Consider the following 11,942-nt stretch of genomic DNA (forward strand, 5'->3'; position numbering starts at 1 on the left):
GGGCGCAACCGCCAGGTGCGATGCTGGCGGCATGGCAGTCGTCAGGGCAATTCGTCTTACCATGCCGGACCGGCCGGGCGCGCTGTCAGCGGTCGCAACAGCGCTGGCGGCCCACCGGGTAGATATCGTCCGGCTCGATGTGGTCTCCCACGAGGGCTCCGTGGTGGTCGACGACCTGCTCCTCCGGGCAGCGAGCGCCGAAGACATTGGGGCGGCAATTGGCGGGTTTTGGCCAGAGGTGGCCGTCCGAACGTTCGATGCGCCGCTCGGCGACCCCGCCGTGGAGATGGGCATGGCCATCGCCAACGTGACCGGGGCGCCGACGCAGGTGGAGGCCCGGTCGCAGCTGGTGACAGGCATCTCGAGGGTGATGCGGGCAGACCGGGCTGCCGTGCTGCGGTGCATCGAGACGGGCGGGTTTGTCCCGGTTGTGGGCCTGCCGGCAACGGCGGTGGTTGGCCCGCATGAGCCGTTCGCCGGGCGGTGGGTGCTCGCACGTGGGGCAGCCGCGGCGTTCCCGGCCGCTGATGGCTGGGTGCCCGCAGCGTTTGCGTCGGAAACGGGCGCGGCCTGGGTGGCCATAGCACCTCTTGGCACGGTGGAGCTGGCTGTGGCGATCCGCACGATGGCGACGCCGTTCTACCGCGGGGAACTGGAGCGGCTCGACGTGCTGGCAAAAGCGGTGACGCCGGTGTTCGACCGGGGGAGAGGGTTTCGCGGGTCGGCTGAGCCCGGGCCGGGCGGTACGCTGCCCGCGCGGGCAATCACCCTCGGAGCGGCATGAGAGTCTCAGGCGGGGAGGGTGCGAACGGCAGCCTCGACGACGCGGGCGCAGTCGAGCATTTCGGGGACGACGAGGTACTCATCCTTCGTGTGCTGGTTGTAGCCGCCGCGGCCAATGACCACGGCGGCGATGCCATGGCCGCGGAAGACGTTCCCGTCGGTGCCGCCGCCGACCGGGTGGGGGTTCGGCTCGAAGCCGAGGGAGCGGAGCACGGGGTAGAGGAGGTCGGCGGCGGGGTCGCCGGGTTCGAGCCGGTAGCCGGGGTAGGCCATGCGGATGGATGCCTCGATGCGGGCGCCCGGGTGGCGGGCCTGCACGGTCTCAATGTGGCGGCGGGCGCTGCGCGCGAGGGTCTCGGCCTTTTCTTCGACCATGGAGCGGAATTCGCCCTGGACCAGGCAATAGTCAGGGACGGCGTTGCGTACGAGCCCGCCGCGGATGATGCCGACATTGCCGGTCGTCTCATCGTCGAGGCGGCCCTGGGGGAGGCCGGCGACGATCTCGGCGGCGATGGTGACCGCCGGGATGCCTTTTTCGGGCTCGAGACCGGCGTGGGCGCTCCGGCCGTGAACCTCGATGTCGTAGACGTAGTGGTAGGGCGCCTGGCCCTGGATGGACGAGGGCGGACCGCCGCTATCGATGACGATGGCCACCCTGGCGGTGATCCGGGAGTAGTCCATGTTCGCGGCACCAACCAGGCCGACCTCTTCGCCGCGGCTGACGGCGACTTCGACCGTGCGATGCGGTCCGCCGTCTTCGATGAGCGACTGGAGGACCTCGAGGATGACGGCGCAGCCGGCCTTGTTGTCGGCGCCGAGGATGGTGGTGCCGTCGCTGCGGATGATGTCGGGGCCGTCCCAGCGGGGCTTAATGCCGCGCCCGGGCTCGACGGTATCCATGTGGGCGGAGAGGAGCACCGGGGCGCCGGCGCCCTCGAGGCGGGCGAGCACGTTGCCGGCCGCATCCTGGACGGCCTGGAGGCCGAGGGCGCGCAGGCGGTGTTCGAGCTCACCGGCGATGGCGTCCTCTTCACCGGATGGCGAGTCGATGCCGACGAGGTCGAGAAACGTCTGCACGATGCGGTCGCGGGTGATCATGGGCAGCACTCCGGGGCTGGTCGCTGGGGAGAGGATACGGCGCGGGAGCAGCGCCAAACATTTCTCCTGGCGTTAATGAATGTTTCATGCGGGTGCCGCATAGTGGAGGTATGGAACTCGTGATCTCCAGCCGGGAGCTTCGGCTCGAAGTCGCGCACAACGTGCGCCACCTTGGCGGCTACCGGACGGCGGCCGGAACGCAAACCACCGACATCGCCATCCGGTCGGCCAGCCTGCACCGGCTGACCGACCGCGGTCTGGAGCAGCTGCGCGAGCGCGAGGTGCTGACCATCGTCGACTTCCGCTCGGATGCGGAGCGGGAGCGGGACCGGACGCCGGATGCCAGCCGGTACGGGATACGGGTGGTGCACGCGCCGGTGTTCCAGCACGACATGTCGCCGGCGGGTTTCGATGGCGAGTTCCCGGGATTCGCGGTCATGTACGCGATGTTCCTCGAGGTGGGGGCTGCGGCCTACCGGACGCTCTTCGAGACGTTCGCCGAGGCGGATGGACGGGTGCTCTTCCACTGTGCCGCGGGGAAGGACCGGACGGGCATCGCGGCTGCGCTGCTGCTCGACCTCGCGAGGGTCGACGAGGCAACGATCATCGAGGACTACATGGTGACGGAACAGCTGCTGGCGCCGTTGAAGGAGCAATGGCTTCCGCAGATGCGGGAGCGGGGCTTCGACGAGGAACGGGCTGCAGCGCTGCTGGCGGCTCCGCCGGAGGATATGGCGGCGACGCTGCGGCATCTCCGGGAGCGGTACGGGTCGGCAGAGGGCTACGCGCGCGCGATTGGCGTCAGCAGCGACACCGTTTCGGCCGTGCGCGCACGGCTTACGGCGTAGCGGCGGGGCCCTGGAGCCGTTCGAGCTCTGCTTCGAGTTCGCGGAGGCGGCGACGCTGGCTGCGGTCGCGTTCGAAGCGCTCGGTGATATCGCGGCAGTGGGCGAGGGCACCGAGAACCGTGCCGGTTTCGTCTTTGACGATGGCGAACGTCATCTCAATGTAGAACTCGGAGCCGTCGGCGCGGCGGGCGCGCGTGGGCATGGCCTGGCCGCGGTATTTGGTATCGCCGGCGGCGAGCGCGCGGTCGTAGGCCGTCCAGTGGGCCTCCCGGAACGGCTCCGGGATGATGATGTTGAGGTCCTGCCCGATGGCTTCGGCAGCGGGGAAGCCGAACATCGCCTCAGCGGCGGGATTCCACACCTGGATGACGCCATCGAGGCCGGCGAAGATGACGGCGTCCGGCGACTGGCGGAGAAGCAGGTCGGCGAGGCTGGACGGCATGGGCACGACCCCCGGCAATGTCAATGCCGTGACTTTACACCCACCGCTGCCAGTTTTGCGGCCAAGTCGAAGCGGAACGGGGCCCGGCAGCACATGCTGCCGGGCCCCGGACGCGAATGACAGGTGCGGCTTAGCCCTGGGCCGCCTTCTTCGCCGCGTAGTGCTCCTCGCGGGTCTCGCGGAAGGACCACGGGACGTAGGCGTCGGAGAGGTCGGTGATTTTGCTCCAGTTGGCGGCGAACCAGTCGGCGTCCTTGAACTCGTGCGGGTCGTAGGTGACGCCCTTATTGGCGACGATGGCGATGCGGCTGTAGCGGCCGCCGGAGGCGGCGATGCAGATGCCGCTTTCCTCGCACTGGGGCGAGCAGAGGTAGGTGACGGCCGGGGCGACATGCTCGGGGGCCATGACGACCGCGCGCTCGGGGTCGTTGGGGTCACGGCCCATGAGATTGGCGGTCATGCGCGTCTGGGCGGCCGGGGCGATGAGGTTGACGTTGATGTTGTACTTTTCGCCTTCGAGCTTAAGGACGTTCATGAGGCCGTACATGCCGGCCTTGGCGGCGCCGTAGTTGGCCTGGCCGAAGTTGCCGATAAGGCCGGAGGTGCTGGTGGCCATGACGAAGCGGCCGTAGGACTGCTGGCGGAAGATGGGCCAGGCGTGGTGGGCGAGGTTGTAGCACTGCTTGAGGTGGACGCGGATGACGGCGTCCCAATCCTGTTCGCTCATGTTGTGGATGGTGACGTCGCGGAGGATGCCGGCGTTTGCGACGACAGCATCGAGCCGGCCCCAGGTGTCGACGGCGAGCTTGATCATCTTGTAGCAGTCTTCGTAGCTGCCGACGTCGCCGCCATCGGCGATGGCCTCGCCGCCGGCGGCCTTGATTTCGTTGACGACCTGCTGGGCGGGGGTGTCGTCGTGTCCTTCGCCTGAGACGGAGCCGCCGAAGTCGTTGACGACGACTTTTGCGCCGTGCTTGGCGAGGTCGAGGGCGTAGGCGCGGCCGAGGCCGCGGCCGGCGCCGGTAACCAGGACGACCTGGCCATCGAGACGAACTGCCATGGGTGCTGTTCCTCCGAGGAAGCGGTTGTGCGAGGGAATCCTACGCCATCAGCGGCCTGTGGGCTTGGGCGCGGTGGCGGTTATTTGGCTGCGACGGAAACGGTGGACCCGGATTCGATGCCGACGTCTGCGAGGAGCGCGTGGATGCGGCGGGCGTTCTCGATGATGCGGCGCGCTTCGTGGTTGACAGCCTGCTTGCCATCGCAGAGCGCCTCGGCGGGGTTGTTGTGGATATCGAACTCGATGCCGTGGGCGCCGGCGGCGACGAAGCCATAGGTGACACGCTCGACGAGGCGGCGGTCGCCGGAGCTGTGGGAGGGGTCGGCGATGAGCGGCAGGTGGGACTTCATCCGCACGAGCGGGATCATGCCGATGTCGGCGGCGAAGCGGGTCTCCGTTTCGAAGCTCTTGATGCCGCGGTAGCAGAGGATGACGTTGCGGTTGCCCTCGGAGACGCTGCGGCGCTCGCGGTCGATGCCGGACATGATGTAGGCGGCGGCGCAGAGCCACTCGTTCATGTCGTTGCCGAAGCCGTGCTTGAGGATGACCGGCCTATCGATCTTCGAGAGCTCTTCGAGGAGGGGCGAGTACTGGGCGCTGCGGGCGCCGATCTGGATGACGTCGATGCCATACTCGAGGAAGAGATCGAGGTGGCGGAGGTCGATGAGCTCGGAGACAGTGGGCAGGCCGGTTTCAGCCTTCATCGCGGCGGCGATTTCGAGGCCTTTCTTTATATCCATGCCGCGGTAGTCGTAGGGGCTGGTGCGGGACTTATCGACGAAGGCACGGAGGACATCGACGCCGGCCTCTTTGGCGATGCGAGCCGATTCGAGGGCCTGCTGCTCGGATTCAATGGCGCAGGGGCCGCCGAAGAAGGTGAGGTTCCTGCCGCCGACGGGGACTTTGCCGGCGACCCAGACGATGGTGTCTTCGGGGTGAAAGGTGCGGGAGGCGTCTTTGTATTTTTCGGTGATGCGGATGACGCGGTCGACGCCGGGGAGTTCGAGGATGCGGCCCTCGTCGACGATGGAGGCGACGCCCTTGACGCCGATAACGGTGGTGTTGGAGACGATGGTCTCGCAGCGAAGGCCGTAATCCTGGGTGATGCGGTTGATAACGCGCTCGACCTGGTCGATGGTCGCGCCTTCGGCCATATGAATAATCATAGAGCGGTCCCGGGGGATGTTATGTTGGCGCGATTATCTCCCGGGTCCGCTCTACGCGCGAAGCGGCGATGCATTCAGAAGAGGACGCTGGAGAGCCGACGCTGGTATTCGCGGGTGATGGGCGATTCGAGGCCGAGGATATCGAAGATGGCGAGCATCGCCTTGCGGGCGGCACCATCGGCGAAGGTGCGGTCGAGCCGGACGGATTCGAGGAGCTGGTCGAGAGCCTCTTCGTAGCGCTCCTGGGCGGCGAGCATGACGCCCCAGCGGTAGCGAGCGCGGGGGTCGCGGGGGTTGCGCTGCACCTCTCCCGCGAGGTCCTCACCGGCGTGCTTCTGGCGGAACTCGTCGAGGAAGATGCGGTGCTTGAGGGCCTTTGCACGCCGGTCGGCGGGGGCCCGCTCGAGGAGACGCTCGGCTTCGTCGCGGGCGCCGCGTGCGAGGAGGATCGTCGCCAGGCCGACGATGGCGTTGGCGTCATTCGGGGACTTTTCGAGGATTGCGCGGTATTCGCGCTCGGCGCCGGCGACGTCGCCCTTGCGGAGGAGCTCTTCGGCCGAGGACGCGCCGGTCCCGGCGGCGCCGATCACCTTCTGGAAGAAGGCACGGACCTGGGGCTCGGGGTAGGCGCCGGTGAACTCGGCGATGACCCTGCCATCCTTGAAGGCTTTGACCGCGGGGATGCCCTGGATGCGGAACTGCATCGCGGTGCGGGGGTTCTGGTCGGTGTTCAGCTTGGCCAGGAGAACCTTGCCCTCGTTCTCGGCGGCGACCTTTTCGATGATGGGGCCGAGCATGCGGCAGGGACCGCACCATGGCGCCCAGAAATCGACGACGACGGGGATAGTCTTCGACCGCTCGAGGACCTCCGTCGCGAAGTTGGCGTCGGTGACATCGATGACCGTTGCGGCGGGCATTGGATACTCCACGGGGGTATGTTGTTTCGATCGTAGCGAATGGACGACCGGATTGGAATGGTCGTTCGGCGGTGGCGAAGGGAGCCCGCGTGGGTGCGTCCAGCAGGCCTGTAAGCCGGATTCTGTACCCCGCGGAGGCGGGGCGGCAGCCATCTCTCTGGGCGCGCCGTCGCCGGCGCGCTCTAGCGGCCAACCCGGGAGTTGTGGCGGGCCGGGCACCCTCCTCCCCTATTCGGCCTTGCTCCGGGTGGGGTTTGCACGGCCGCCCCGTTACCGGGACGCCGGTGCGCTCTTACCGCACCATTTCACCCTTACCGCCGGCCGCCGGGGGCGACCGGAGGCGGTATGTTTCTGTTGCACTTTCCGTCGGCTCGCGCCGCCCAGGCGTTACCTGGCACCCTGCCCGGTGGAGTCCGGACTTTCCTCTCCCCGCACGGGGCGGGGAGCGGCTGCCCGGCCTGCTGGACAGTTCTATTGTCCCGCGTTCATTGGTGGGCTGTCGACGGGCCGGTATGATGCGGCCGCGCATGACGGGCGGCGGACCAGCCGCAGCAGGAGGGACTCGATGGGCATCGAAGCGATGCAGGTCGGCGCGACGGCCCGGGGCTCGGTGCGGTGTGCGCCGGAGCATTTCGCCAGCCGGATCGTAGCGGGCACGCCGGACGTATTTTCGACGCCGTCGCTGGGCGCGCTGGTTGAGAAGACCGCGGCCGAGTGGATGGCGGGCTTCCTCGAGCCGGGGCAGATGACGGTGGGGACGCAGATTGTCATCAACCACACGGGCGCGACGCCGGAGGGCATGGAGGTGACAGCCGAGGTGCGGCTGGTCGCCGTCGACGGGAGGCGGTTCGATTTCGAGTGGACGGCCCACGACGGCGCGGAGCAGGTCGGGCACGGGACGCACCAGCGGTTCGTGGTCGACCGGGCGCGATTCGAGGGGCGGCTGGCGGCGAAGCGGGCCGGGGCGCAGTGATGGACCGCGACCGGGCGGCCTGGTACGCAGCCCGGGCGGGTCTCGACCTCGACCCGGAGACCGAGGTCACGATCACGGGCGAAGACCCGGTGCTGCCGACGCCGTTCCACCTCGGGGAGGGGGCCGCGGTGGCTCTTGCGCTCGTGGGGCAGGAAGCAGGCCGGATTTGGCGGCTGCGCGGCGGGCGCCGGCAGGCGATGGCCATCGATGTGCGGCACGCGGCGGCTTCGCTCCGGAGCTACCTCCTGCTTGAGGTGAACGGGCAGGCGGGCCCGCCTGCGCCGCGGTCCGGTTCGAACGTGACGGCGATCTGGCCGTGCGGCGACGGCCGGTTCATTCACCTGCACGGGAGTTTTACCCACGGCCCGGGCATCCTGGCGGAGCTCGGACTGGGCGAGGGCGCGAGTGCGGAGGAGATTGCGGCCGCGACCCGGCGGCGGGGCGCTTTCGAGCTGGAGGATGCCCTGGCGGGGCAGGGCCTCTGCGCTGCGGTTTGCCGGACCAACGCGGAGTGGCTCGCGCACCCGCAGGGGCAGGCGCTCGCCGCGAAGCCCGTCGTGGAGCTGGTCCGCATCGGCGACGCACCGCCTGAGCCGTTCGGTGAGGGCGACCGGCCGCTCCGGGGCGTGCGGGTGCTCGACCTGACCCGGGTGCTGGCCGGGCCGACAGTGGCGCGGACGCTGGCCGAGCACGGGGCGGAGGTGCTGCACATCGCGGGGCCGCGCCTTCCAACGGTCGAGCGGTTTGAGATGGACACGGGCCACGGAAAGCGGCAGGCGTACCTTGACCTGGACGACCCGGCCGGGCGCGCAACCCTGGAGGAGCTGGTGCGCGGGGCCGACGTGTTTTCCCAGGGGTTCCAGTGGGGGTCGCTGGAACGGCGGGGGTTCGGCCCGGCGCAGGTCGCGGCGCTGCGCCCGGGGATCATCTATGTGACCGAGAACGCCTTCGGCTACGGCGGGCCGTGGGACGGGCGGCCGGGCTGGGAGCAGCTGGCGCAGGCGGCCACGGGCGTGTGCGTGCGGCAGGGCGGCGACGGGCCGCCGGTGCTGGCCCCGGCGGCGATGAACGATTACACCACGGGCTATTTCGGGGCGCTCGGGGCGATGATGGCGCTCCGGCGACGGGCCGACGAAGGCGGCTCATGGCTGGTGCGGGTTTCGCTGGCGCGGACGAGTATGTGGTACTACGACCTGGGGCATGACCTCGACCCGGCAGCGGCGAGCGGAACGGGCGATATGGGCGGCTGGATGCTCGAGCGAGAAACCGGGTACGGGCTAATGCGGTTCCTGCGGCCGGCGCTGCGGATGTCGGAGACGGACCCGCACTGGGAGCTGCCGAGTGCGCCCCTCGGGAGCGGAAGGCCGGCCTGGGCAGGCTAGGAGACGGCCCGGCGGGCTGCTTGCATCGGCGGCAGACGCGGCAGGCCGGACGATGAAGCGCGCGGGGTCGAACGCCGGGAGCGGCCCGGCCTCCTCCGGGGCGGGGCACGCCAGTGCGTGGGCGAGGAGGGCGAGGGCGATTTCGCGGGGGTCGGGGCGGTAGGCGCCGCGACGGACCAGCTCGCGCAGTTCGAGAACGCGCCGGGTGCGTTCGTCGAAGGGAATCACTGACGGGAAATCAGATGTGGCCGGGTCGAGCACTGCGGCACCTCGCGCGGGAGTTACACCACGGTTGACGGCACGTTTCGGTTGCGGGTGTACGGGGTGAGGCAACGTTCTTTCGGAATTTTCACACTTCCGGTGTCGGGAGAACCCTGAGACCGGGGGGAGAGCATCGTTCAGCGCAGGTCGCGGCGGCGGAACACGGCCACGCCTGCAGCAACGGGAACCGCGGCGAGGACCAGGGCAGGCAGGGCTGCCTCCCAGCGGGGACCGAAGGCGAGGAGGTTCTCTTTGAGGTACCAGTACCAGGGGTTCAGATTGCTGACCCATTCGGGGGCGCCGGCGGCCGAGAGCAGGCCCTGGGCGAGGAAGCCGCCGGCAGCGAGGACGGTGCCAGCAGCCAATCCCGGACCCCTGCGGCCAGATACGGCGCCACCCATGAACGCCACGGCGCCATGCAGGAGGGCCAGCGTATATGCCCCGGCGAAAGCGGCGGCGAGGCCGCCGGCATCGATGCCCTCGAGTGCGGAGAAGGGCGGAGCCAGGGCGATGAGCGTGAGCGCGGCGACGGCAGTGAGCGCGGCGAGGGCGGCAGCGAAGGCGAGCGCCCGTTCGAGGGCGACCCGTTCGCGGGAGACGGGGTTGGCGAGCAGCAGTTCGAGCGTCCCGTCCTCTTCGCTGCCACCGATGAGCCCGGCGCCGCCGACGATGGCGTAGACGACGAGGAGCACGGTGAGCAGCGAGGAAAAGAGCCGCGCCCAGAGGTAGCCGGCGGCCGAGCCGAGCGAGATGCCCTGCTCCATCCCGAACATTGCGCGGAGGGCTTCGGGCATTTGCTGGACCAGTTCATCGAAGTCCTGCTGCCCGCGGATGGTGGGGAAAAAGGCGAGCGTGAGCAGGTTGAGCGCAAGGAAGCCGAGCGCCCACCAGAGGAGCGCACGGCGGCGGTCGCGGAGGGTGCGCCGGAAGATCGTCATGCGCCACCGCCCTGGTAGTACTCGAGGAAGAGGTCTTCGAGGTCCTGGCCGGGGGTATGGATGCGCTCGACGGTGAGGCCCGCGGCGGCCTTGATCACGGCGTCGACCGCGCCTTCGACCACGAGGTGCACGCCGCTGTCGTGGTAGCTGACGGTGCGGACGCCGGGGAGCTGCTCGAAGAGACCGCGCGGGGGAGGGCCGGCGGTGTAGATATCGATCCGCTGGCGGGCCTTCCGCCGGAGTTCATCGATGGCAGCGACGGTGACGAGACGCCCGCGCCGGAGGATGCCGACGCGGGACGCCAGGGCCTCGACCTCGGGGAGGACGTGGGACGAGAGGAAAACCGTGGCGCCGCGGGCGACTTCTTCGCGCACGAGGCGCTGGAACTCCTGCTGGAGGAGCGGGTCGAGGCCGGAGGTTGGCTCGTCGAGGATGTAGAGGTCGGGGCGGTGCATGAAGGCCTGGACGATGCCAACCTTGCGCCGGTTGCCGGTGCTGAGGTCGCCGATTGGGCGCGATGGATCGAGCGCGAACCGTTCGAGCAGGGCCGCGGTAAAGGGATGGTCGTAGCCGCCGCGGAGGCTGCCGAAGAAGTCGATGAGGTCGCTGGTGGTGTAGCGGGGGTCGAAGGCGAGGTCAGCGGGGAGGTAGCCGATGCGGCGGCGGGCGGCGGGGTCGGCACCGGGCCGTCCGAAGACGAGCGAGCTGCCGGCGGTGGGGTTGATAAAGCCGAGGAGGAGCCGGATTGTTGTTGTTTTGCCGGCGCCGTTGGGGCCAAGGAAGCCGAAGACCTCGCCGCGGTGGACGGCGAGGTCGAGGCGATCGACGGCGGTGATGGAGCCGAAGCGCTTTGTGAGCCCCCGGGTTTCGATGGCCGGGTCAGGCATCGCGCGCCACGGGGTCCGCGGTGCGGGTCATTCGCGGGGCAGCCCCAGGCCCCGGGTTGCGATGACGGTGCGCTGGATCTCGGAGGTGCCGCCTTCGATGGTGTTGGCGACGCTGCGGAGGTAGAGGTACTGGTAACGGAGGGCGCGCGAGCCCGGAGGGGCGGCCTGCCCACCCATGCCGAAGATTTGCAGGGCGGTGGCGGCGATGCGCTGCTGGAGTTCGGCGCCGAAGAGTTTCGCCATCTGGGCTTCGCGCGTGGGCGCGATGCCGGTCTTCTCCTGCTGGGAGGCGATGTAGTAGGCGAGGTTGCGGAGGATCTGGACGCCGATGGCGTGCTCGGCCATGCGGTGGCGGATGGGGTCGGGCGTGCGGCCGCGGCGCTCTTTGAGCAGGGCGACGAGGTCATCGACGGTGCGGCGGGCGTTGGAGGTCGCGCCGATGGAGGAGCGTTCGAAATCGAGGCCGACGGCGACGTTGTACCAGCCGCGGTTCTCTTCGCCGACGAGGTTGCTGGCGGGGACACGGGCGTCCTCGAAGTAGACCTCGTTGAACTCGTGGGTGCCGGCCATGTTGACGAGGGGCCGGACGGTGATGCCGGGGCTGTCCATCTTGACGGCGAAGGTGGAGATGCCTTTGTGCTTGGGGGCGTTGGGGTCGGTGCGGGCAGCGAGCCAGCCCCAGTCGGCGTAGTGACCGAAGGTGGTCCAGATTTTCTGGCCATTGATGATGTAGTCGTCGCCGTCGCGGACGGCGCGGGTCTGCATCGCAGCGAGGTCGGAGCCGGCGCCGGGTTCGGAGTAAAGCGTGCACCAGAGGTCGGTGCCGTCGGCGATGCGGGTGAGGAAGCGGGCCTTCTGCTCTTCGGTGCCGTAGAGCATGACGACGGGCCCGACCCAGGCGACGCCCATGTTCACGGTGCCGGGGACGCCGTGGTAGGCCATTTGCTCGTTGAAGAGCATCTGCTGCATTGGGGAGGCGCCGAGGCCGCCGTATTCCTTCGGCCAGGGGAGGGCGAGCCAGCGCTTCGCGGCCAGGCGCTTCATGATGTCGCGTTCGACGGCGAGGCGGTCTTCGAGAGATTCGAACTCCTGGTCCCAGCCGGGGGGCAGGCCGTGCTCGATGAAGTCGATGACTTCGGCCTGGAAGGCGCGCTGTTCGGGGGTGAGGCGGAAATCCATGGGGAAGG

The 11,942-nt window shown here is 69.1% G+C and carries 12 protein-coding genes and 1 other RNA gene; 4 read left to right on the forward strand and 9 right to left on the reverse strand.

Annotated elements, in window-relative coordinates; translation table 11 throughout:
• Positions 1-31 precede the first annotated feature (31 nt).
• Complete coding sequence (locus A9A59_RS11235; protein ID WP_098504352.1) at positions 32-784, forward strand: ACT domain-containing protein; 753 nt, start codon at positions 32-34, stop codon at positions 782-784.
• A gap of 5 nt (positions 785-789) precedes the next feature.
• Here A9A59_RS11235 and A9A59_RS11240 read toward each other — a convergent pair whose 3' ends face one another.
• Positions 790-1,881, reverse strand: coding sequence for a M20/M25/M40 family metallo-hydrolase (locus tag A9A59_RS11240; RefSeq protein WP_098504353.1), 1,092 nt, complete (start codon positions 1,879-1,881; stop codon positions 790-792).
• A 110-nt stretch (positions 1,882-1,991) separates the two neighbouring features.
• Between A9A59_RS11240 and A9A59_RS11245 the strand changes: the two genes are divergently transcribed.
• On the forward strand, positions 1,992-2,729 hold the full coding sequence (locus A9A59_RS11245) for a tyrosine-protein phosphatase (protein ID WP_165772686.1): 738 nt from the start codon (positions 1,992-1,994) through the stop codon (positions 2,727-2,729).
• On the opposite strand, the gene A9A59_RS11250 is transcribed toward A9A59_RS11245, so the two are convergent.
• The 5 genes from A9A59_RS11250 to rnpB all read right to left on the reverse strand — a co-directional run bounded on the left by A9A59_RS11250 (position 2,719) and on the right by rnpB (position 6,779).
• Entirely contained in the window at positions 2,719-3,171 is a 453-nt protein-coding gene (locus A9A59_RS11250; protein WP_098504355.1) for a PAS domain S-box protein, read from the reverse strand. The genes A9A59_RS11245 and A9A59_RS11250 overlap by 11 nt on opposite strands.
• Before the next feature lie 130 nt (positions 3,172-3,301).
• A complete protein-coding gene (locus A9A59_RS11255) occupies positions 3,302-4,231 on the reverse strand; it encodes an SDR family NAD(P)-dependent oxidoreductase (protein ID WP_098504356.1) in 930 nt (309 codons plus the stop codon).
• 80 nt (positions 4,232-4,311) lie between these two features.
• Entirely contained in the window at positions 4,312-5,385 is a 1,074-nt protein-coding gene (locus tag A9A59_RS11260) for a 3-deoxy-7-phosphoheptulonate synthase (RefSeq protein WP_165772687.1), read from the reverse strand.
• A gap of 86 nt (positions 5,386-5,471) precedes the next feature.
• On the reverse strand, positions 5,472-6,314 hold the full coding sequence (trxA, locus tag A9A59_RS11265; RefSeq protein WP_098504358.1) for a thioredoxin: 843 nt from the start codon (positions 6,312-6,314) through the stop codon (positions 5,472-5,474).
• A gap of 95 nt (positions 6,315-6,409) precedes the next feature.
• Positions 6,410-6,779, reverse strand: an RNA gene (gene rnpB / locus A9A59_RS11270) — RNase P RNA component class A.
• 100 nt (positions 6,780-6,879) lie between these two features.
• Between rnpB and A9A59_RS11275 the strand changes: the two genes are divergently transcribed.
• Positions 6,880-7,287, forward strand: a complete 408-nt coding sequence (locus tag A9A59_RS11275) for a thioesterase family protein (RefSeq protein WP_098504359.1) — start codon at positions 6,880-6,882, stop codon at positions 7,285-7,287.
• Entirely contained in the window at positions 7,287-8,669 is a 1,383-nt protein-coding gene (locus tag A9A59_RS11280) for a CoA transferase (RefSeq protein WP_098504360.1), read from the forward strand. The genes A9A59_RS11275 and A9A59_RS11280 overlap by 1 nt, the downstream gene beginning before the upstream one ends.
• Before the next feature lie 398 nt (positions 8,670-9,067).
• On the opposite strand, the gene A9A59_RS11285 is transcribed toward A9A59_RS11280, so the two are convergent.
• Genes A9A59_RS11285 through A9A59_RS11295 form a run of 3 tightly spaced genes read right to left on the reverse strand, consistent with a single transcriptional unit; the run spans position 9,068 to position 11,934 of the window.
• Positions 9,068-9,868 (reverse strand): ABC transporter permease subunit, encoded by an 801-nt coding sequence (locus tag A9A59_RS11285; protein WP_098504361.1) that lies wholly within the window; start codon positions 9,866-9,868, stop codon positions 9,068-9,070.
• Positions 9,865-10,755, reverse strand: a complete 891-nt coding sequence (locus tag A9A59_RS11290) for an ABC transporter ATP-binding protein (protein ID WP_098504362.1) — start codon at positions 10,753-10,755, stop codon at positions 9,865-9,867. The genes A9A59_RS11285 and A9A59_RS11290 overlap by 4 nt, the downstream gene beginning before the upstream one ends.
• 27 nt (positions 10,756-10,782) lie before the next feature.
• Positions 10,783-11,934, reverse strand: a complete 1,152-nt coding sequence (locus A9A59_RS11295) for an acyl-CoA dehydrogenase family protein (protein WP_098504363.1) — start codon at positions 11,932-11,934, stop codon at positions 10,783-10,785.
• Positions 11,935-11,942: the final 8 nt, after the last annotated feature.

This window comes from Tepidiforma thermophila (assembly GCF_002563855.1).
GTDB lineage: Bacteria > Chloroflexota > Dehalococcoidia > Tepidiformales > Tepidiformaceae > Tepidiforma > Tepidiforma thermophila.